Below are 21,237 nucleotides of genomic sequence, written 5' to 3' on the forward strand. Positions count from 1 at the left end.
CGATTGCCACGATCCGCTTGCCGCGCGACGGCAAGCGCACAGTGTCCCTCAGGTCACGCCCGCTCGACGAAGCTGTCGACGACCTTCTTCTCGCCGGCCTTGTCGAAGGCGATGGTCAGCTTGTTGCCGTCGATCTTGACGACGCGGCCATAGCCGAACTTCTGGTGAAACACGCGGTCGTCGAGTGCGAATTCCGACGTGGTGCCGGTCGATTTCGCGACCAGCTCGCCCTCGATGGTCAGCGGTCCGCGCTTGCTCCGGCCAAAATTACCGCCAAAGCCGCCGCCGAAAGGATCGCGCCCCGAGAATGGCGATTGCTCTTCCTTGAAGCCGCCTTCGGTCGCCCCGCGCGCTGCGCCGGGGCGACGCGCCTGCGCGCGCTGCCAGCCCGGCGTGGAATAGCTCGATCCGAAGGATTCGACATTGTCGAAACGCGACGGGCCATAGCCGCCGGCGCCGCCCCAGCCGGAGCCGCCCTTGGATTCCGTGATCTCGACGCTGCCGGCCGGCAATTCGTCGAGGAAGCGCGACGGAATCGTCGTGGTCCAGGTGCCGTGGATGCGGCGGTTGGTGGCGAAATAGAGCTTGGCGCGACGGCGCGCGCGGGTCAGCCCGACATGGGCGAGGCGGCGCTCCTCTTCGAGCCCGGCACGGCCCTGTTCGTCGAGCGTGCGCTGGCTCGGAAACAGACCTTCCTCCCAGCCCGGCAGAAACACGTTGTCGAACTCCAGCCCCTTGGCCGAGTGCAGGGTCATCAGCGACACCGCGTCCTCGTCCGCGGCGCCCTCGCGGTCCATCACCAGCGAGATGTGCTCGAGGAAGCCGTGCAAATTCTCGAACTCCTCCATCGAGCGGATGAGCTCTTTCAAATTGTCGAGGCGCCCGGCCGCATCGGCCGAGCGGTCCTTCTGCCACATCTCGGTATAGCCGCTCTCGTCGAGCACGATCTCGGCGAGCTCGGTGTGCGGCGTCACCTCGCGCTGGGCGCGCCAGCGCTCGAACTGCAGCACGAGCTGGCGCAGGCTCCCGCGCGCCTTCGGCTTCAGCTCGTCGGTCTCGACCACGGCGCGCGCCGCCTCGAACAGCGGGATACGGCGCTTGCGGGCGTGATCGTGCAGCATCTGCACGGTGGCATCGCCGAGCCCGCGCTTCGGCACGTTGACGATGCGCTCGAAGGCGAGGTCGTCGGCCGGCGAGTTGATGACGCGCAAGTAAGCCAGCGCATCGCGGATCTCGGCGCGCTCGTAGAAGCGGGGACCGCCGATGACGCGGTAGGGCAGGCCGAGCGTGACGAAACGGTCCTCGAATTCGCGCATCTGGTATGAGGCGCGCACCAGGATGGCGATGTCGTTGAGATGCTCGCCCTTGCGCTGCAGCTCCTCGATCTCCTCGCCAATGCCGCGGGCTTCCTCCTCGGAGTCCCACGCGCCGGTGACGGTGACTTTCTCACCCTCGACGTCCTCGGTGCGCAGCGTCTTGCCGAGCCGGCCTTCATTGTGCGTGATCAAATGCGAGGCGGCCGCCAAGATGTGGCCGGTCGAGCGGTAGTTGCGCTCCAGCCGGATCACCTTGGCGCCGGGGAAGTCGTGCTCGAAGCGCAGGATGTTGTCGACCTCGGCGCCGCGCCAGCCATAGATCGACTGATCGTCGTCGCCGACGCAGCAGATGTTCTTGGGTGGAGGGGTGGCGCCAGGAACCGCAACGCTCTTCTCGTCATCGCCGGGCCGACGCGCTGCGTCGTGGCCCGGTGATCCATCTTCGTCCGAAGCCGCGATGGATTGCCGGGTCGAGCCCGGCAATGACGAGCCGGACGACGATGGGGCCTGCGACAGCAGCCGCAGCCAGAGATATTGCGCGACGTTGGTGTCCTGGTACTCGTCGACCAGGATGAACTTGAAGCGGTTCTGATACTGCCGCAGCACGTCCGGGTTCTCGCGAAACAGCCGGATGCACTCCAGCAGGAGATCGCCGAAATCGGCGGCGTTGAGGATCTTCAGCCGCTCCTGATAGCTCGCATACAGCTTGCCGCCCTTGCCGTTGCCGAACACGGCGGCTTCGCCAGACGGCACCTGGGACGGCATCAGGCCACGGTTCTTCCAGCCGTCGATCAGCCCGGCCAGCATGCGCGCCGGCCAGCGCTTGTCGTCGATGTTCTCGGCCTGCAGCAACTGCTTGAGCAGCCGGATCTGGTCGTCAGTGTCGAGCACGGTGAAGTTGGACTTCAGCTGCACCAGCTCGGCATGGCTGCGCAGGATGCGGCCGGCGATCGAGTGGAAGGTGCCGAGCCACGGCATGCCCTCGACCGCCTGGCCGAGCATCTCGGCGAGCCGCGTCTTCATCTCGCGCGCGGCCTTGTTGGTGAAGGTCACCGACAGGATTTCACCCGGGCGTGCGCGGCCCTGGCTCAGGATATGCGCGATGCGCGTCGTCAGCACGCGGGTCTTGCCGGTGCCTGCACCGGCCAGCACCAGCACCGGGCCGTCGAGCGTCTCGACCGCGTCGCGCTGCTCCGGATTGAGGCCCGCGAGATAGCGCGCCCCGCCGCTCGCAGCGGCACGGGCGCGCGCGGCGATGCCGCCGGCGACGGGCTGGTGGTCGGGCGCAGGAAAAGGGCTCAGGCGGTTGGGCTCGGTCATCAGCGAATCAGTCTCATCCCTCTGATGCCACCATACGACGGCATCGAGAGGTCTGCAGGAAGGAGCCCTCATAGCAGGGATTGACGGCTATATGGGGCCGTCGGGCGCGTTTTACAGCCCTAAATCGGGCGCTGCGCCGGCTCCACGCGGCTTTTGTTCCTGCGAACCGCGAATTTTTAGCGGCGCACGCCGCCGGAACCTTTGTTCCCGGCCACGATTGTCCCGGCAACGGCGCAAGCTCCGCGTCGCTTTGAACCGCAATCGAGAGACAGAGGTCGTGTCATGTTAAGCTGGGTCGTTACCTTCCTGGTTATCGCATTGATCGCCGGCATCCTCGGCTTCGGCGGCGTCGCCGGTGCCTCCATCGAGATCGCCAAGATCATCTTCTTCATCGCCATCGTGCTGTTTCTGGTGTCGGCCGTCGTGGGCCTCGCCCGCGGCCGCTCCCGCGTGTAGTCGGCCTCATCCCCTGACAAATGAGGTCGGCGAAGGGCGCAGTGCCTCGCAAGGGGCGCTGCGCCCTTTGCGGCTCCTGCGACCCAGTTGGAGCCGGCGTGCCGGGCATCTCGGAGCGCGCGGATCGACTTGGGGGCGGTGCGGACGAAAGGGAGGATCCGATTGCGTCCGTTCGGGGCGTGACCTCGATCCTCGGAAGTGCGGTCCGTTTGCGCCAGCGGATCGATTCGGATCAGCTCGAACAATTGATGATCCTGAGTTCGACGCGACGGTCGAGTGCGTCGCTCGGATCGTCGCGGCCGGTACCGACGATCATTTCTCGAGATCCGCGGCCGCTGGCGATCAGCCGGCCCTCGAGGCTTCTGTCCTCGGCCAGGATCTGATCCCTGACATAAGCGGCGCGCAGGACGGACAGCCGGTCATTGACGCCGGCATATCCCGTCGCGCTGGTATGACCTGCCACTTCGAGGCAGACATGATTGGCGGCGGTTCGTTGCGCGATCTTGCCGATCCAGGCCTGATAGGGCGCGCGCACCTCTGGATCGGCGTAGAGCAACGTCGAGCCCGGCTTGAACAGAAACTTGATCGCGAGCCGATCGCTGTTCTTCAGCCCGAAATCGAGCAGCCGGTCGAATGCCTGCATGGCGAGTTGCGTGCGGCCGAGCTTGAGGGCCGAGAGGTAGATTCCGCTGTAGATGCGCAGCTGCTCGCCACCGTCCATTCGCAGCGCGGTCTGATAGAGCTCGAGCGCGGCCTTGTAGCGGCCGGCATTGTAGGCCTCGATTCCCTCGTTGACCTGAGCCGAGGCGAGGATGTGATTGGTATAGATCTGGTCGACGGCGTCGCCCGGCTTGGCGCCCTGGCAGCTTCTCACATAGGCCTCGGTGGCGGGGTCGTTGGTGTGGACCGGGCTATCCTTGAAGAAGGGGACCGGTGTCGGATCGACGTCGTCGGGCAGCGCGCGCGCGACGCCCTTTGAGACGACCGTGTTACTGTTCAGATCGGCGATCGCAAGGCAGATCCGGTAGGCGTCGCGGGGGCCCGTAGGCAAGCCGTCGTTATTGATCGGGGTGAGGGTGCCGATCAGGACCAGCGGCTTTCGTAACAGCGAGGCCACCGTGAACGGCAGGGTGCGGATCCGGGGGTAGTTGGCCGCGATGAGCGCGGTGATGCGTTGCTGCTCCAGCAACGTTGCTGCCGATTGCACCCGGGTGACGCCGTCGATCAACGGGTCGATCACCAGTTCGAGTTGGCCCGGCGCAGCGTCGTCCTCGAATTTGGACAGCAGGTCATGGGCCGCTTTCGACAGCGCATTTTCGAGCGGCACGGGCGTTGGAGGAGGCGCGATCGCTGCCAATGGCGGCGTTGCCTGTGCCGACGGCGAGATCTCCAGCGCCCGGATCGCCGGAGCCGGACACGCGACGATCAGCCAACAAAGTGCGAGCCCGATCGGGCCCTTGCGAAGAAACACGACGTGCTCTCGTCAGAAGACAGATTTCAACCCATGGAATGATTGAGGAATTTCTTGTCGAAAGCAGGTCGCTCAACCGTGGTTGGTGGATTTTCAAGTTGCACGAATCTTGCGCCCAGCGGGGGGTCTGGCCCAGACTCGCCACACCTTCGCTGGATTTCGAATGCCCCACGGGCGTCCCACTGCCGCTCCTCGATCGCCTGATCCTGTTGAATGCATGACGATCGCGGCGGCTGCGCATTGCGCCGGCGATCGCATTTCGTCGCCTAGATTATGGCGGTCGGATCCAAGGCGTATGGAGGCGCCGCCCAGGTGTTGTCCGATGTTTGCTGAAAGTGTGGCTTGGGCAGGGTCCGTGAATCGTTTGCCGCGTGAGGATGTCTCGGCCGGCCCGCAGCTGTATTCCCAGTGAACTCGTTCGTGCAAGCGCGCTGCCCGATGAACTCCGACGACGCGGTGCTGCAAGTCGAGAACGACCCGCGCGACGCGATGACGAGGCATTGCGGCCTAGCCAGAGGTCCTCCGGGAGCGATTGGCGCGTCGTCTGCGCCTCGCGTTCTGATCGGCGGAGTTCGCACGTCCCATATCCTCTCGTTGGCTCGACGTAACTAACAATGAGCAAGGGAGGTTGGCACCGGATGCCCACGTCGATCTCATTTCGGAGGAAGCTCCGCGTCGCTGTGAACCGCAATCGAGAGACAGAGGTCGTGTCATGTTGAGCTGGGTCGTCACCTTTCTGGTTATCGCATTGATCGCCGGCATCCCCGGCTTCGGCGGCGTCGCCGGTGCCTCCATCGAGATCGCCAAGATCATCTTCTTCATCGCTCTTGTGCTGTTCCTGGTGTCGGCTGTCGTGGGCCTCGCCCGCGGCCGCACCCGCGTGTAGTCGGCCTCATCCCTGACAAATGAGGTCGGCGAAGGGCGCAGTGCCTCTTGCGAGGCGCTGCGCACTTTGCGTTTTGGGCCTGAGCGTTTTGGGCCTCAGTCAGGCTGGTGCGGTCAGGGCCACCTGGACCTTGGCGAGCGCGGGATCGAGCGCCACGGAGGCAAGCCGCGCATCGTTGGAGAGTGCGGTCAAGGTGAGCGTCTGGTCCTGGACACGGAAGATCCGGCACAACGTCGTCGCCTCCGAGGCATCGCGCAGCATCACCGACAGCGGCGCGATGTGGTTCTCGTCGGCGATCTTCTCCGCGACGAGCGCAAGCCGCGTCGCCGCGGCTGCAAGCTGCTCGGTGTGATGGGCGGTGGTATTGGCGGCGAGCGGCAAGCCTTCCTCGTTGGTCAGCAGCACGGTCTCGAAGCGTCCGACATCGGCGATCTTGTCGAGCAGCGGCACCAGCTCGCGCCGCCGTCCCGGACGGCTTGCCAGTTGCGCGAGATCCAGCGAGATGCGCTCGCGTTCGACCAGCGGCGCCAGCACATCCTCGATCGCGCTGCGCAGGCTGGTTTCCCGCTCGGTCGCGTCGAGGCTGCTCCGCTCCTGCAACTGGTCGAGGCTCGCGGCCTGCAACTGCACCTGCCGCCGCAGCAGGTCGCGCGCCAGCACGCCCTGTCGGGCCCCGAACAGATAGCCCGAGGTGAGCAGGAGAATGGCGGCGCCCAGGCCGCTCACGATGGCATAGATCGTCATGGTCGTTTCGCCGCTGTGAGTTGATCGCAATCGTCGACGCCGGCGATGCGCAGCACGGCCTTGCGATCGCCTGCGACCGCACCGGCATCGCCGCGCGCCTCGCCGGCTCCGGCGGCCCGCACCGAGATCCGCCGCGCCGGGATGCCGTCGTGCTTCAGCAGCTCCGCGATGGCCTTCGCCCGCGAATAGCTCAAGAGCACGTTCAGCTCCTCGCTGCCGCTCGCATCGGTGTGCCCCTCGATCACGAGCATCGCGTCGCCGTGTCGCGACAGCGCCTTGTGCAGGATGGCCAGCGACCGCTTCACGTCGGCCGGATCCGGTCGTGCGCTGCCGCGCTCGAAGCCGATCGCCAACGGTGCGAAGCATTCGGTCGTGGCCTTGCGCATAGGGCTCGGCGGTTCTGGAATCGCAACTGTCGGCGGGGGAGCTGCCGCCGGCTCCGGCGGCGCAGCAGGTTTGATCGGCGCCGGTGCTGGTACCGGCATGTCCTGCAGTTTCGGCAGCGGGTCCGCGATGCGCTCCTCGCGCACGGGCACGGGCGGTGCCGCGAGAGGTGTGCTTGCGATCGCGACCCTTGGTGGGCTCGCGAGGCCCTGCTGCCAAAGCGCGGCCGACATCACGGCGATGAGCGTGCCCGCCACGCCGAAGGCAACAGCGAGCCAGGCGGGCGCCTCTTCGCCTGATACGGCGCAGGCATCGACCCGCGCTGCGGCCGGAGGCAACGGCACGCTCCGCGTCAGTGACGCCGCGGACGAGGACAGGTTCGGGGAGGGCGCCAGCATGTCAGCCCGCAGGCACCTTGAACATCGGCGTGATCAGGTCGATGCCGCATTCGAGCCCGGCGCACCACTCGATGAACTGGCGCGACATCGCCGCGTCCGGAAACAGCGCGCCGTGCTGCGGGGCGATGATCTCGATGTCGAGCGGCCGCACCATCTGCGCCCACGCCTTCATGACGCGGTTCGAGCACATGTAGCGGCGGTGGAAGCCTTCCATGAAGCGGATATGCGCCTTGAAGTCGCGCGTGACCGTGTAGTCGATGCCGATCGAAGCGCCGAGGTCGCCGCTGTAGAGGATCTTCGACACGGGATCGTAGAGCTGGAAATTGCCTTCGCTGTGCAGGAAGTGCGCCGGCAGCGCATACAGCTTGCTGCCCGCGAGATCGAACACCATGCCCTGGTCGGGAATGGGCTTCAGCCGGTCGGCGACGATATGGTCGAAGCCGAAATGCGGCACGAAGCGGGTCCATAGCTCGGAGATGTAGGCGTCGGCATCGGTCGTCATCAACCATCCGTTGATGGCGGCCACGATGTCTGGATCCTGGTGCGACAGGAACAGATATTTTAGCCGCCCGCCCGAGAGCTGGCTGAAGGTCTCGCTAAGCACTCTGGAATAGACCTTGTGGCCGCCCGGATCGAGCAGCATGCCGACACGGTCGTGGATGATCAGATGCTGGTTCGCCTGCACCGCGAGGTCGCCGGCGCCGAAATCCTCCAGCAGGATGTTCTTGTGAACGCCGTCGTCATAGAGGACGGTATTGGCCATGAAACTACTCCCGCCGGCGCCGCGCTATCGCAGCGCGCCGGCTCTTTGACTGTGCTACAGCACCTTCTGCAGCGACCTGACGGCTTCGCGCATGTCGAAGAAGGTCAGCCCGAGCTTGCTGTTCTCGTTGGTGAGCGCGAGCAGCAGCGCGCCGCGCCCGGCGCTGACCAGCACCGCATAGCCGGACTCGCCGCGGATGATGACCTCCTGCAGATGGCTGCGCCCGAGCTCCATCGCGGCGCGGCCGCCGAGCGACAGCAAGGTGGCCGTCATGCCGGCGACCCGCGTCTCCTCCATGTCGGCGGCGAGCACGCTCGCGATCATCAGCCCGTCCTCCGAGATCAGCGCGCAGGCTTCGACGCCGAAGGAGTCGCTCTGCAGCTTGCGCAGCACGCGGTTGATTTCATCGAGACGGGACATCGGCTTCTCCTCGACGGCGCGCGGGGCAAACTTGGAATGAAACTGACTTTGAGCCATGGCGGGATCCTGGACGTCATCGACTGTTGAAAGGGAAACGGGGGGACTATCGGCACGTTCGGCAAAAGAAGGGAGCGGATCGTCGGGCACCAGCGCCGTCGGGAGCGCCGGACTGTCCTCCGGCACCGTCAGCGCGCGGGTTTCGATGGTCTCGACGGCGTCGTCGAGCGCGCGTTGCTCCGCCTTGATGCGTGACCTGGAGACGGGCGGATCCATCGCCTGGAGCTGGGTCACCAGCGCCTGGCGTGCCGACTGATAGACTTCGGCCCGACGTTCGGGACGGGAGTCCGGAAGGTTCTCCATCGCGCGCGACAGCAGGATGAAGTAGTCGGCGGTGGTCGCGGGGACGGTCGCCACATCGTCCTGCGGGTCGTGCGCTCTGCTGAGCAGGCTTGCGAGGCGTCCCATCGCTCTCTCGTCAACTCTATGCAACTAACGATGCGTAAGGTTAGGTCGGCACCAGAGACGGCGCGAATGATCTGAATCAAATTAACTAAATTCGTGATGAGGCGGCGCATTCCCGCCTTCTTGTCAGCCGGGTCTGACCATCGTACCGCCTTGCTTGTCTCCGATGCGCCGTATTGCCGCCGCGATCGGCGCAACTGCGCCTCTGTTGCAGCCAGAATCAGCTACGATGACGTTCGGCTGATTGCGGTGCGGGGAGGGAATTGTGAACGTCCTGGAGTATCTGCAGCGCGATGCGGTCGCCCTGGCCGAAGCTGTCCGCGCCGGTGAAACGACCGCCGCCGAGCTCCTGCAGCTCGCCCTCAAGCAGAGCGAGCGGGCGCAGCCGCGGACCAATGCGATCTGCAGGCTGATGGAGCACGAGGCGCGCGGGCAGCTGGCCAAGCCTGCGACCGGCCCCTTCACCGGCGTGCCGTTCCTGATCAAGGACTGCGCGCAGGACTATGCGGGCCTGCCGACCGCCTATGGCAGCAAGGCGCTGTCTGGCGTCGTCGCGGGCGCGCATGCGCATGTGGTGCGGCGGTACCTCGACGCCGGCCTCGTGATCTTCGGCAAGACCAATCTGCCGGAGCTCGCGCTCAAGGGCGTCTCGGACTCGCGCGCCTTCGGGCGCGTCAACAATCCCTGGAATCCGGCGCATACGCCGGGCGGCTCCAGCGGCGGCGCCGCGGCAGCGGTCGCCTCGGGCGTGGTGCCGATGGCGGCCGGCAATGATGGCGGCGGCTCGATCCGGATTCCCGCTGCCTGCTGCGGCCTGTTCGGCTTGAAGCCGTCCCGCGGCCTGGTCTCGTCCGGTCCCGGCTTCGCCGAGTATTGGTATGGCGCGTCCAGCGAGGGCGTGATCTCACGCAGCGTGCGCGACACGGCGCTGGCGCTTGACGTCATCGCGGGCGCAGAGCCCGGCGATCCTTTCCTCTGCGCCGAGCCCGGCGTGGTGTTCGCGAACGCCGCGCTGCGCGATCCGCCGCGCCTGCGCATCGGCATCAGCACGGCCTCGCCGATCGGCACCGAGGTGCATGCCGAGGCGAAGCTTGCGGTCGACAACGCCGTGAAGCTGCTGCAGAGGCTCGGCCACGAGGTCGAGGAGGCCACGCCCGACATCGATGGTGCGGCGCTGGCGACCTCGTTCCTGCACATCTATTTCGGCCAGGTCGCAGCGCTCGTCGCCGATGCACGCGCCAAGGGCGCCAAGCGGGAGGAGTTCGAGCTGCTGACGCGGGTGCTGGCGACGCTCGGCAGCGCGATCTCGGCCGGTGCGCTGACCACGCAGCTGCTCAAATGGAACGGCTTCGCCCGCGCGCTGGCGCGCTTCCATGCGCGCTACGACATGCTGCTGACGCCGACCTTGGCGCATCCGCCGATCCGCCACGGAGAGGGCGATCCGAGCACGGCCGAGCAGACCTTGCTCGACATGCTCGACCGCGTCGGCCTGCTCGGGCTGTTGACCCGCTACGGTCTGCTCGACGGCATGATCGACAAGATCGCCCGCGACAGCCTGCAATATGTCCCGTTCACGCAGCTCGCCAACCTGACCGGCACGCCGGCGATGAGCGTGCCGCTGCACTGGACCGCCGACGGCCTGCCGCTCGGCGTGCAGTTCATAGGCCGGCTCGGCGATGAGCTCAGGCTGTTGCAGCTCGCCCGCCAGCTCGAGCAGGCGCAGCCCTGGTTTGCGCGGCTGCCGGACTGGGTGATGCCGAGCTAGCTATTTGTTCGCCGGCATGCCGATCGCGCGACCGAGTCCCTCGGGGCGCGGCAGTGCGGCGTGGGCCTGCAGCGCGCGGGCGATGTTGTCCTGGATATCCTGCGGGAACGGCGCGACCTTGCGCTTGCTCATGTCGATGTGCACCGACATGCCCTCCGAGGTCGCCGAGACCCAGCCTTCGCCGGCATGGCGCAGCTCCTCGAAGGTGTGCAGCCGCTTCTCGTCGGCCGCGATCAGCCAGACCGCGACCTGCACCGGGTCGCCGAGATGAATCTCACGCAGGTAGCGAACGTGGCACTCGGTGATGAAGGTCGAGCCCTGGCGCTCCTTCATGTAGGCCGGGCCGATGCCGAGCTCGGCCCACAGCTGGTCGATCGCGCGGTCGAACATCACGTGGTAATAGGCCATGTTGAGATGGCCGTTGTAGTCGATCCATTGCGGCTCGATCTGCATGATCGACGACAAAAACGGCCCCGCGGCGGGTGAAGTGGGCACTGCATTATCGCTCATCGGCTCTTCCGTTTGCTCCCTTGACCCCTTGGTCGTCCTTTGCCACGGTCCGCCCAACTCGCGGAGGACATAGTGGCGACGACGATCCCCCATCACGATTTGAAGCGGCCCGCGCCGGAGGCGCTGAAAAGCGCGCTCGACGCGCTCGCGGCCCGCTTCGGCAACAAGCTCATCACATCGCAGGCCGTGCGCGAGCAGCATGGCCATACCACGACCTGGCTGCCGACGCAGCCGCCGGATGGCGTGGTGCTGGCGCAGGAGACCGCCGACATCCAGGACGTGGTCCGCATCTGCGCTGCCCGCGGCGTGCCGGTCATTCCGTTCGGCACCGGCACCTCGCTGGAGGGCCAGGTCAACGCGCCCGCCGGCGGCATCTGCATCGACATGCGCGACATGAACAAGGTGCTGGAGGTGCATGCCGAGGATCTCGACTGCGTGATCCAGCCCGGCATCACCCGCAAGACCCTCAACGAATATCTGCGCGACCAGGGCCTGTTCTTCCCGATCGATCCCGGCGCCGACGCGTCGCTCGGCGGCATGGCCTCGACCCGGGCCTCCGGCACCAATGCGGTGCGCTACGGTACCATCCGCGAGAACGTGCTGGCGCTGAAGGTCGTGCGCGGCGACGGCGAGATCATCAAGACCGGCACCCGCGCCAAGAAATCCGCCGCGGGCTACGATCTGACGCATCTGTTCATCGGCGCCGAAGGCACGCTCGGCATCATCTGCGAGATGACGATCCGCCTGCGCGGCATTCCCGACACCATCGCGGCGGCGTCATGCTCGTTCGAGACCGTGCGCGGCGCCTGCCAGGCGACGATCCTCGCGATCCAGACCGGCATTCCCGTGGCGCGCATCGAGCTGCTCAATGCCGCGCAGGTCAGGGCCTGCAATGCCTATTCGAAGCTGACCCTGCCGGAGACGCCGCTGCTGCTGCTGGAGTTTCACGGCAGCGAGGCCGAGGTCGCCGAACAGTCGAAGAACTTTGCCGAGATCGCCGCGGAGTGTGGCGGCGGCGCGTTCACCTGGACCACCAAGCCCGAGGACCGCACCAAGCTCTGGCAGGCGCGTCACGACGCCTATTGGTCGGTGAAGGCGATCCGCCCCGGCGCAGGCGTGGTCGCGACCGACGTCTGCGTGCCGATCTCGCGTCTCGCCGACTGCGTCGGCGAGACCGAAGAGGATCTCGCGCGGTTCAATCTGACCTCGCCGATCGTGGGCCATGTCGGCGACGGCAATTTCCACTGCTCGCTGATGTGCGACGTCGACGATGCCGACGAGATGGCGCGCGGCGAGGAGTTCATGCATCGCCTGGTCGAGCGCGCCCAGGCGATGGACGGCACCTGCACCGGCGAGCACGGCATCGGCCAGGGCAAGCAGAAGTACCTGAAATCGGAACTCGGCGAAGAGGCGCTCGACGCGATGCGCGCGGTGAAGGCCGCGCTCGATCCGCAGAACATCTTCAACCCCGGCAAGATCATCCCGGCGGGGTGAACGGTTACGGCAGTTCGGATTCGGCGTTTGGCTTGCAGGGCTCTCGCTGCGCGGTCGGTGTCCACCTCGCTCCGCCTGCTCCCTCTCACCGTGAAGAATGGGGAGAGGGAGCGCAGCGTGATCGAGGCGACAGCTCAGATCCAAGGCATTGTTGGCGAACCGCCCAACAAAAAACGCCGCCGCATTCTGGATGCGGCGGCGCTGGTCGTCAGTGCATCAATCAACGGCAGACGCGGCGCGGTCCCCACGGGGTCGGGCGCACCCAGCAGGTGCGCGGGCCGTAGCCACCGTAACCATAATAGGGGCGCGGGGCGGGGCGGCAGCGGCCCCAGCGGTCGGGGAACCAACCGGGACCGCAGCCGCCGGCAACGCGCTCGACATTGCTATCGGCGGCCGCAGGTTGGGCCGGCAGCGTGAAGGCATGAGCTGCCGATCCGCCCAGCATGACGGTCGCGGCGAGCAGGGCGGAGGTGAACAGATTGCGCATTGCAGTGCGGTCCTCTCGTTGGTTTCGAATCAGTGCAGTCCTTAGACGTCGTCGGACAGGTTTTGGTTTCGCAATTTTTTCGAGGCAGCGAAACCTCGTCCTAATACCATAGACCTGTCCATGACACCGATCGTGCGGCGCAGCTCTGCCGATCATGTGGCGCATCGCTGCAGTGTCGCTGTCGTGCAGTCTCTAGCAGATGTTCGCTGCAAGGAACATGAACGGCGATCGAGGTGTCCCGCTGGTTTCTGTCGCAGGCGGCATCACTTGCCGCTCTGTTGCGCCTTTGCTTCCTTCAGGGCCGTCTTGCAGACGTCGGAGAGCTTGTCGAACTTCTCGATCATGCACTGCTTGATGCGGCCGCCGCCCGGCATGATTCCGGAGCAGAGCGTGCGCACGTCGTCGCCGCAGGCCTGGCGCATCGCGCCCGTGCCTTGGGCCCGTGCAGTCGTGATGGACATGGCTATCAACAGCAGCGAAAACAGCTTGCGCATGAACGACGATCCTTGCCTTGCGCCGCGGCCGACGGGCCGGGCGTCATGATGCGGATGTCTCGCCGACAAACTTTGCGCATGTGTGTCGATCGCCACTGCGTTGCGTATCGTTTTGTATCACGCGGTCACACGCAGAGCTTCAAAGCGTCGCCGGTCCCTTCTGGTGATCGCCCTGCAACTTCCGCAGCGCGAGGTCGACGCTGTGGAACACGCGGTCTCTCGGCAGCACGTCGTAGAGGCCGAACCGCTCGAAGGCCGCCTGGGCCCGCAGCGATTCCAGCCGCGCCACGGCGAAGATCGTTCCGGCCTCGTTGCAGAGGCGGATCACCTCGCGCAGCGCCTGCGCGGCGGTGAAGTCGATCTCGACGATGGCGCTCGCCTCGAATACGACGAGCCGCGGCTTTCGACTGCGCAGCATGTGCTGCAGATCGGCGCGGAACGTCGTGGCGTTGAGAAAGCTGAGCGGCGCCTGGAAGCCCACGACGGCAATGTCGGACAGCACTTCGCCCTTGATCTGCGGGTGCGCCGGCCACCAGATCGTCGTCTCGGGCACGCGTTCGAACGCGATCAGATGCGCGCGCGTCGTGCTCCAGATGCCGTGCAGCAGCGACAGCGCAATGCCGAGCGCCACGCCCTGCTCGATCGGCAGCACGACGATGGCGGCGGCCGTCGCCACGATGAGCAGGAATTCGCCCTTGGACGCGCGATAGACGCTGACGATCTGCGACACACGGATGATGCGCAGTGCGACGAATAGCAGCACCCCGCCGAGCGCCGCCTCCGGCACATGCGCCAGCAGCCGCGCGCCGAACAGCACCAGCAGCAGCACGATGACGGCGGCGAGCAGTCCGGCGAGCTGCGAGCGGCCGCCGGTCTCGACCACGATGCCGGTGCGCGGCGGACTGGCGTTCACCGGAAACGCGCCGAACAATCCGCCCAGCAGGCTGCCGGCGCCGGCACCGAGAAAGTCGCGGTCGACATCGGCCGGGCGGCTCGGATCGGAAGGGAACGAGCGCGTGGTGGCCGAGGTCTGCACCATCACCACGACGGCGATCAGGAAGGCGAGAGGGACCAGCTTCGCCCATTGTTCCGGCCCGATCAGCGGCACGGACGGCATTGGCAACGCGCCGGAGATTTCGCCGATGACGGGCACGCCGCGCGTCTCCAGGCCGGCCGCGATCACGAACAGGGTCGAGGCGGCGAGCGCGATCAGCGCGCCGGGAATGCGGGCGCTGATCCGCTCGCAGACGGTGACGGTCGCGAGCACGCCGAAGCCGATGATGATCGTGTACGGGTTGGCCTTGCCGAGCTCGCCCGCCAAGGTCACGATTCGCTCCAGCGTCGGCCCGCTGGGAGAGGGCAGGCCCAGCACGCCCGGCAATTGCGAGACGATGATGTGGACGGCGATGCCGGCCAGGAAGCCGACCGTGACCGGTACCGACAGGAGGTTGGCGATTCCACCCAGCCTGAAGCCGCCCGCGAGCACCAGCATGACTCCGACCAGCAGCGCCAGGCCTGCGGCCAGGCTGCCATATTCGGGCGAGCCGCCGGCTGCGAGCAGCGCCAGCCCGCCGGCGAAGATCGGCGTGATGGTGGAATCGGCGCCGCAGGACAGGAAGCGGTTGGCGCCGAACAGCGCGAAGCCTAGGGAGCCCGCCATGAAGGCGAAGAAGCCGGTCTCGGGCGTGAAGCCGCCGAGTTTGGCGGTCGCCATCTGCTCGGGGATCGCGATCGCCGCCAGCGTCAGCCCGGCGGCGAGGTCGGCGGGCAGGGCGCTGATCCGCCATCCCCGCAGTGAGCGAAGCATCGGCCAGTGATGGTCGCCGTCGTCGGGTGATTGCTCAGTCATGTCGATGTCTCCGCGCGCACGGCAGGAAAGCTGTCCGTCCGCTTACGCAAGGTCGCGATCCCACGGTGGCTGCGGCGCAAAGGCCGCGGCGAGGTAATCGATGAAGGCGCGCACCTTGGCCGAGGGCGTGCGGTCCGGCAGGTAGACCGCGTGCACCGCCAGCAGGTCCGATGGCGGAACGTCGAGCGTCACCGGCACCAGTCGCCCCGCGCGCACCTCGTCGCCGACGATGAAGGTCGGCTGGTAGATCACGCCCTGTCCGGCGAGCGCCGCCGCGAGCAGCGCATCGCCATTGTTGGCGCGCAGATTGCCGCTCACGGTGACATCGACCGCTGTCTTGCCGCCCATGCGCCAGCGCGACGGGCCAGCCGCCGCCAGCGTGTAGCCAAGACAATTGTGGCCGGCGAGATCGGCCGCGCTGCGCGGCGTGCCGTGGGCGGCGAGATAGGACGGCGCGGCGCAGATCATCATCCGGCACGGCGCAAGCCGCCGCGCCACCAAGGTCGAGTCCCTGAGCGTGCCGATCCGGATCGCGAGATCCCAGCCTTCCTCGATCAGGTCGACCAGCCGGTCGTTGAGGCCGAGCTCGACGCTGACGCCGGGATAGAGCGCGGCAAACCGGGCCATCAGCGGCGCGATCTGGCGGGTCCCGAAAGCGAGCGGGACGTTGAGCCGCAACAGCCCGCGCGGCTCGACGCGATCGGCCGCGATCGCGTTCTCGGCCGCCTCGAAGTCGCCGAGCACGCGTTCGGCCAGGTCGAGATAGCGCCGCCCTGCTTCGGTGATCGTCAGCCGGCGCGTTGTCCGATGGAACAGCCTCGTGCCGAGCCGCGTCTCCAGCGCCGCGAGGTGTTTTGTCACCATGGTAGGCGACATGCCGAGCACGCGCGCCGCCGCTGACAGGCTGCCGGAGCCGGCCACCTTCGAGAGCACTTCCAGCCCGGTCAGCCGGTCCAGCAATCGGTTATCTCACTCTAGGGGTACGAGGTGAATTTCCCTTGTACCGGATTATCGCCTGCTGGGGAATGATCCATATCCTGGGGGTCCCCACGGAGGTTTAGATGATCGATTCCCGTACTGCGCCTTATGCTGCGCTCCTGCTCCGCCTCACCCTCGGCGGCCTGTTCCTGGCTCATGCCAGCCTAAAACTGTTCGTGTTCAGCCCGGCCGGCACCGCAAAGTTCTTCGGCAGCATCGGCCTGCCGCCCGAACTCGCCTACCTCGTCATTTCAGCCGAGATTCTGGCCGGCATCGCCCTGATCCTCGGCCTCTACACCCGCTGGGTGGCGCTCGCCGCCGTGCCGATCCTGCTCGGTGCCATCTTCACCGTGCACGGCTCGGCCGGCTTCTTCTTCAACAATCCCAAGGGCGGCTGGGAATATCCGGCGTTCTGGGCCGTGACCTTGGTGATCCAGGCCCTGCTCGGCGACGGCGCCTACGCCCTCGGCGGCCTGCGTGCGAGCCTTGCCGGCGGCCAGCTCCGCAGCGCACATTGATCGTTGTCATGGGTGGTTCACTACCGCCACAATCTCGCTGTCATCCCCGCGGACGCGGGGATCCATAACCACCGGCACAAATGAGTTGAGCACGCTGGTCGACGCGCAGCGTGCCTCAAACCTCGATCACGCGGTATGGGTCCCGGCTCAAGGCCGGGACGACAGTTGTGGTTGGTGCGCGACCTGAGATATCTCTCGAACGAGGAGCGATGACATGACCCTGCCCAGCATCTTCCTGTCGCACGGCTCGCCGATGCTGCCGCTCACGGACTCGGCGGCGCGTGACTTCCTCCTCGGCCTCGGCGGCAGCCTGTCGCGGCCGAAGGCCATCCTGGTGATCTCGGCGCATTGGGAGACCGACATCCCCGTCGTCAATGCCGTCGCCACCAACGAGACGATCCACGATTTCTACGGCTTTCCGCGCGAGCTCTATCAACTGAGCTATCCCGCACCTGGTGCGCCCGATCTCGCAATGGCCATCGCGGCGCGCCTGCAGGCCGCAGGCCTTCCCGTCGGTGTCGACCGCGAGCGCGGGCTCGATCACGGCGCCTGGGTGCCGCTGCTGCTGATGTATCCGCAGGCCGACATTCCCGTGCTGCAGCTGTCGATCCAGACCGAGCGCGGCCCCGCACATCATCTCGCGCTCGGCCGCGCGCTGGCGCCCTTGCGTGACGAAGGCGTGCTCATCATCGGCAGCGGCAGCTTCACCCACAATCTCGGTGAGTTCCGCAAGCGTCGGCTCGACATCGACGATCCCGCGCCATCCTGGGTGGTCGACTTCGCCGACTGGGTGCACAAGGCCGCGATCGAAGGCCGCATCGACGACCTCGTCAACTATCGACGCCTTGCTCCGCATGCCCGCGACAATCATCCGACCGACGAACACTTCCTGCCGCTGTTCGCAGCACTCGGCGCCGCCGGCGAGGGCGCGCGCGTCGAACGCCTGCACAACAGCGCCAATTACGGCGTGCTGCGCATGGACGTGTATGCGTTCCATGGCGCCGACGAGGCGAAGGCCGCGGCTTGAGATGCCGACTTATTAGTTCGACGTGCATCTGCCCGTCGGGCCAATTTGCCCGTCGGGTTACTTTGTCGCAGCAGATTTCGCTTGCGTCGTCGGGCAAATCACCGCGATCTTCTCCCGCATCCCGTCTCACTTCGGAGGGGCGTTGCGCGCGATCGTCACGACACGCGAGGCGGGGAGCGGTGGCCGCGAGACGTCGCAGCATGTCCTTGGCAACATGTCCTGGATGTGCGGACGAACGATGTTCTTGCGGACGTGAAGTTGCAGGGTTCTGATACCTCGACGCTGGTATCCCGCACGATGCGCGAAGGCGCATTGTCGCGCATGGCGGCCAACAAGCCCGAGCGCCAGGAAGCCTGCATATAAGCGTGAAGCCCATCGCGCAGGGAGGGCCGGGTGATCTCGGCTGAACCTGTGGTTCCTGCCCCGTGCAATTTTTCCGCACGGGGGCCACGGGCGCGGCCAGCGCCCGGCCTTCCCTGCGCCCTCCTATTCAGGAGGGGGAGCGGACCTTACATAGTCCGGGCATGTCATGCCGCGGAATTGTAGCAGCGCGTCGGTCCGGTCGATGAATGCGAGATATCTCAGCATCGTCATTGCGAGCGCAGCAATCCAGAATCCCGTCCACAGCCCTGGATTGCTTCGCTGCGCTCGCAATGACCGAGGAAAGGCCAGCGTTTCCAGAGGTGCGCTGCACACATGACCTCGGAGGTAGCTGACATCACCGTGTGCTGCGCAGAAAATCCTTGACCCGTTCGTACGCAGGTGATGCGAAGGATGCACCAGGGAGTGAAAACAACAACAATGCGCCTGCCGTTCTATTATGGCTGGGTCATCGTCGCCGTGACCTTCGTGACGATGGCGATCGGCGTCAATGCGCGCACCGCGTTCTCGCTGTTCTATCCGCCGATCCTCGCCGAATTCGGCTGGGACCGCGGCGTCACCGCCGGCGCCTTCTCCTTCGGCTTCGTCGCCTCCGGCATCGTCAGTCCCTTGATCGGACGGCTGATGGATCGCACCGGCCCGCGTGCGGTGATGGAGATCGGCGTTGCGCTGATGGGCGGCGGGCTCTTGCTGGCGCCGCTGACCACGCAGCCCTGGCATCTCTACGTCACGATCGGCGTCATGGTCGGCGCCGGCAGCGTCTGCCTCGGCTATTCCGGCCAGTCGCTGTTCCTGCCGAACTGGTTCATCCGCCGCCGCGGGCTCGCGATCGGCATCGCCTTTGCCGGCGTCGGCATCGGCTCGATGACCTTGCTGCCCTGGGTGCAGCACATGATCGCGCAGACCAGTTGGCGCGCCGCCTGCACTGCCATGGGCATCGTGGTGCTGGTCGTGCTGGCGCCGATCAACCTGCTGCTGCGCAAGAAGCCGGAGCAGCTCGGCCTGCGGCCCGATGGCGATGCCGCGCCGCTTGCGAGCGCCGCCAGGCCTGTCTCCAACGTCGTCGACGTCGGCTGGGCCGGCATCGATTGGACGTTGCCGCGCGCGCTGCGCACGAGCCGGTTCTGGTGGCTCGCGCTCGGCTATTTCTTCGGCCTCTATGTCTGGTACGCGGTACAGGTGCATCAGACCAAATACCTGCTCGAGATCGGCTTCAGCTCCAGCGTCGCGGTGTGGGCGCTCGGCGCCGTCAGCCTGCTCGGCATTCCCGGGCAGATCGCGCTCGGCCATCTGTCGGATCGGCTCGGGCGCGAGGCGGTATGGGGGCTAGGCTGCCTCGGCTTCGCGATCTGCTTCGCGGCGCTGATCGCGCTCAAGGTCGCGCCGTCACTGCTGCTGATCTATGTGATGGTGGCGACGCAGGGCGCGCTCGGTTACGGCATCACCTCGGTGATGGGGGCGGTCGCGCTCGAAATATTCCAGGGCGCGCATTTCGGCAGCATCTTCGGGACGGTCATGCTGATCGGACTATGCGGCGGCGCTGCGGGCCCGTGGGTGACCGGCGTGCTGTATGATCTCACCGGCAGCTACACGCCGGGCTTTGCGATCGCGCTCGTCGGAAGCTTCGTCTCCGCAGCCGCGATCTGGATCGCGGCCCCGCGCAAGGTCCGCCTCGTCGCCGGCCAGTTGCACAGGTTAAGGACGGCGGCGGGGGCTGCGGCATGATGTGTGGTCTGGCCGACTTGCCATGGCGGCGCGGCCGTGAACTAATCGGCCAACGATCCGGGAGAGGGTGACCAATGAACGAACATGTTCAAGCCAACAAGGCGGCGCCGCTGTTCAACCCGCTGTCGCCGGAATTCATCCGCGATCCCTATCCCTTCTACGCGCAGCTGCGCGACAACGATCCGATGCATGTGACGCCGTTCGGGGCGTTCCTGGCCAGCCGCCACGCGGAATCGAGCCTCGTGCTGCGCGACAAGCGGTTCGGCAAGGATTTCGTCGCCCGCTCGATCCGCCGCTACGGCCCGGACATCATGAACGAGCCGGTGTTCCAAAGCATGAGCCATTGGATGCTGCAGCAGGATCCGCCGGACCACACCCGGCTTCGCGGCCTGGTCGTGAAGGCGTTCACCGCGCGCCGGGTCGAGGACATGCGGCCGCGGATCCAGGAGATCGTCGACCGAACGCTCGATGAGGTCATCCCGCAGGGACGGATGGACCTGATCGAGGACTTCGCCTTCAAGCTGCCGGTCACCGTGATCTGCGACATGCTGGGCATCCCGGAGGAGCATCGCGAGGCGTTCTACAAGAGCTCGCGCGAGGGCGGCCGGCTGCTCGAGCCGGTGCCGCTGTCGAAGGCCGAGATCGCGGAAGGCAATGCCGGCAACGCGGTGTCCAAGGCCTATTTCCAGCATCTGTTCGAGCTGCGCCGGAAGCAACCCGGCGACGACCTGACGACACAGCTGCTGCAGGCCGAGGAGGACGGCGCCAAGCTCAGCCATGACGAGCTCACCGCCAACATCATCCTGCTGTTCGGCGCGGGGCATGAGACCACCGTCAATTTGATCGGCAACGGCCTGCTGGCGCTGCACCGCAATCCGGACCAGCTGGCGCTGCTCAAGGCGCGGCCCGAGCTGATCACCAACGCGATCGAGGAGTTCCTGCGTTACGATTCCTCGGTGCAGCTCACCGGCCGGGTCGCGCTCGAGGACATCGAGGATCTCGGCGGCCGCCGGATCCCGAAGGGGGAAACCGTGCTGTGCCTGCTGGGCTCGGCCAATCGCGATCCCGCCGTCTATCCGGACGATCCGGAGAAGCTCGACATTGTCAGGGCGAATGTGAAGCCGCTGTCGTTCGGCGGCGGCATCCATCATTGCCTGGGGGCTCAGCTCGCCCGGATCGAGGCCGAGGTCGCGATCGGAACCCTGCTGCGGCGGCTGCCGGAGCTGAAGCTCGACGATCCGGACAGCCCGGAATGGCGGCCGACCTTCGTGCTGCGCGGCCTCAAGCGGCTGCCGGCGCACTGGTAACCATCTTCGTTAACGGACTTGTGCAACGGGCGTCGAAATACCGACAGCGCTGTGACTTCGCCATACTTAATCCTATATGATG

General features: G+C 66.4%; 19 protein-coding genes. 8 read left to right on the forward strand and 11 right to left on the reverse strand.

The features are described from left to right. Window positions 1-53: 53 nt before the first annotated feature. Entirely contained in the window at window positions 54-2,636 is a 2,583-nt protein-coding gene (locus tag S58_RS09750) for an ATP-dependent helicase (protein WP_015665122.1), read from the reverse strand. A gap of 282 nt (window positions 2,637-2,918) precedes the next feature. On the opposite strand from S58_RS09750, the gene S58_RS35980 reads away from it, so the two are divergent. Continuing rightward, window positions 2,919-3,092: a DUF1328 domain-containing protein gene (locus S58_RS35980; protein WP_015665123.1), complete on the forward strand. Its 174-nt coding sequence runs from the start codon at window positions 2,919-2,921 to the stop codon at window positions 3,090-3,092. Between the two features lie 232 nt (window positions 3,093-3,324). Here S58_RS35980 and S58_RS09760 read toward each other — a convergent pair whose 3' ends face one another. After that, window positions 3,325-4,563 carry an OmpA family protein gene (locus tag S58_RS09760; RefSeq protein WP_015665124.1) on the reverse strand — a complete coding sequence of 413 codons (1,239 nt, stop codon included), beginning with the start codon at window positions 4,561-4,563 and terminating at the stop codon, window positions 3,325-3,327. Window positions 4,564-5,275: 712 nt separating this feature from the next. On the opposite strand from S58_RS09760, the gene S58_RS35985 reads away from it, so the two are divergent. Continuing rightward, window positions 5,276-5,449 (forward strand): DUF1328 domain-containing protein, encoded by a 174-nt coding sequence (locus S58_RS35985; RefSeq protein WP_015665125.1) that lies wholly within the window; start codon window positions 5,276-5,278, stop codon window positions 5,447-5,449. A 99-nt stretch (window positions 5,450-5,548) separates the two neighbouring features. Here the strand turns inward: S58_RS35985 and S58_RS09770 are convergent, their stop codons facing one another. Genes S58_RS09770 through S58_RS09785 form a run of 4 tightly spaced genes read right to left on the reverse strand, consistent with a single transcriptional unit; the run spans window position 5,549 to window position 8,623 of the window. Continuing rightward, complete coding sequence (locus tag S58_RS09770) at window positions 5,549-6,193, reverse strand: hypothetical protein (RefSeq protein ID WP_015665126.1); 645 nt, start codon at window positions 6,191-6,193, stop codon at window positions 5,549-5,551. After that, window positions 6,190-6,975: an OmpA family protein gene (locus S58_RS09775; protein ID WP_015665127.1), complete on the reverse strand. Its 786-nt coding sequence runs from the start codon at window positions 6,973-6,975 to the stop codon at window positions 6,190-6,192. The genes S58_RS09770 and S58_RS09775 overlap by 4 nt, the downstream gene beginning before the upstream one ends. A 1-nt stretch (window position 6,976) precedes the next feature. Beyond that, window positions 6,977-7,738: an oxygen-binding di-iron domain-containing protein gene (locus S58_RS09780; RefSeq protein ID WP_015665128.1), complete on the reverse strand. Its 762-nt coding sequence runs from the start codon at window positions 7,736-7,738 to the stop codon at window positions 6,977-6,979. A gap of 54 nt (window positions 7,739-7,792) precedes the next feature. Further along, window positions 7,793-8,623, reverse strand: coding sequence for a roadblock/LC7 domain-containing protein (locus S58_RS09785; protein WP_015665129.1), 831 nt, complete (start codon window positions 8,621-8,623; stop codon window positions 7,793-7,795). Window positions 8,624-8,885: 262 nt separating this feature from the next. Here S58_RS09785 and S58_RS09790 point away from each other — a divergent pair, with 262 nt between their 5' ends. Next, window positions 8,886-10,385, forward strand: a complete 1,500-nt coding sequence (locus S58_RS09790) for an amidase (protein ID WP_015665130.1) — start codon at window positions 8,886-8,888, stop codon at window positions 10,383-10,385. Here S58_RS09790 and S58_RS09795 read toward each other — a convergent pair whose 3' ends face one another. Then, window positions 10,386-10,895 carry a thioesterase family protein gene (locus S58_RS09795; RefSeq protein WP_015665131.1) on the reverse strand — a complete coding sequence of 170 codons (510 nt, stop codon included), beginning with the start codon at window positions 10,893-10,895 and terminating at the stop codon, window positions 10,386-10,388. Window positions 10,896-10,967: 72 nt separating this feature from the next. Here S58_RS09795 and S58_RS09800 point away from each other — a divergent pair, with 72 nt between their 5' ends. After that, window positions 10,968-12,389, forward strand: coding sequence for an FAD-binding oxidoreductase (locus tag S58_RS09800; protein ID WP_015665132.1), 1,422 nt, complete (start codon window positions 10,968-10,970; stop codon window positions 12,387-12,389). A gap of 220 nt (window positions 12,390-12,609) precedes the next feature. On the opposite strand, the gene S58_RS38950 is transcribed toward S58_RS09800, so the two are convergent. The 4 genes from S58_RS38950 to S58_RS09820 all read right to left on the reverse strand — a co-directional run bounded on the left by S58_RS38950 (window position 12,610) and on the right by S58_RS09820 (window position 16,179). Beyond that, a complete protein-coding gene (locus tag S58_RS38950; protein WP_015665133.1) occupies window positions 12,610-12,876 on the reverse strand; it encodes a GCG_CRPN prefix-to-repeats domain-containing protein in 267 nt (88 codons plus the stop codon). Window positions 12,877-13,139: 263 nt separating this feature from the next. Beyond that, a complete protein-coding gene (locus S58_RS09810; protein WP_015665134.1) occupies window positions 13,140-13,370 on the reverse strand; it encodes a hypothetical protein in 231 nt (76 codons plus the stop codon). Window positions 13,371-13,509: 139 nt separating this feature from the next. Beyond that, on the reverse strand, window positions 13,510-15,219 hold the full coding sequence (locus tag S58_RS09815; protein ID WP_015665135.1) for a SulP family inorganic anion transporter: 1,710 nt from the start codon (window positions 15,217-15,219) through the stop codon (window positions 13,510-13,512). 42 nt (window positions 15,220-15,261) lie between these two features. Next, window positions 15,262-16,179: a LysR family transcriptional regulator gene (locus S58_RS09820; RefSeq protein ID WP_015665136.1), complete on the reverse strand. Its 918-nt coding sequence runs from the start codon at window positions 16,177-16,179 to the stop codon at window positions 15,262-15,264. A gap of 101 nt (window positions 16,180-16,280) precedes the next feature. Between S58_RS09820 and S58_RS09825 the strand changes: the two genes are divergently transcribed. The 4 genes from S58_RS09825 (at window position 16,281) to S58_RS09845 (ending at window position 21,155) form a co-directional block, all read left to right on the forward strand. Beyond that, window positions 16,281-16,715 carry a DoxX family protein gene (locus S58_RS09825; RefSeq protein ID WP_015665137.1) on the forward strand — a complete coding sequence of 145 codons (435 nt, stop codon included), beginning with the start codon at window positions 16,281-16,283 and terminating at the stop codon, window positions 16,713-16,715. Window positions 16,716-16,929: 214 nt separating this feature from the next. Further along, window positions 16,930-17,742: a DODA-type extradiol aromatic ring-opening family dioxygenase gene (locus S58_RS09830; protein WP_015665138.1), complete on the forward strand. Its 813-nt coding sequence runs from the start codon at window positions 16,930-16,932 to the stop codon at window positions 17,740-17,742. An 801-nt stretch (window positions 17,743-18,543) separates the two neighbouring features. Further along, window positions 18,544-19,848 carry an MFS transporter gene (locus tag S58_RS09840; RefSeq protein ID WP_015665139.1) on the forward strand — a complete coding sequence of 435 codons (1,305 nt, stop codon included), beginning with the start codon at window positions 18,544-18,546 and terminating at the stop codon, window positions 19,846-19,848. A gap of 74 nt (window positions 19,849-19,922) precedes the next feature. After that, window positions 19,923-21,155: a cytochrome P450 gene (locus S58_RS09845; RefSeq protein ID WP_015665140.1), complete on the forward strand. Its 1,233-nt coding sequence runs from the start codon at window positions 19,923-19,925 to the stop codon at window positions 21,153-21,155. Window positions 21,156-21,237: the final 82 nt, after the last annotated feature.

Source organism: Bradyrhizobium oligotrophicum S58, from assembly GCF_000344805.1.
Lineage (GTDB): Bacteria > Pseudomonadota > Alphaproteobacteria > Rhizobiales > Xanthobacteraceae > Bradyrhizobium > Bradyrhizobium oligotrophicum.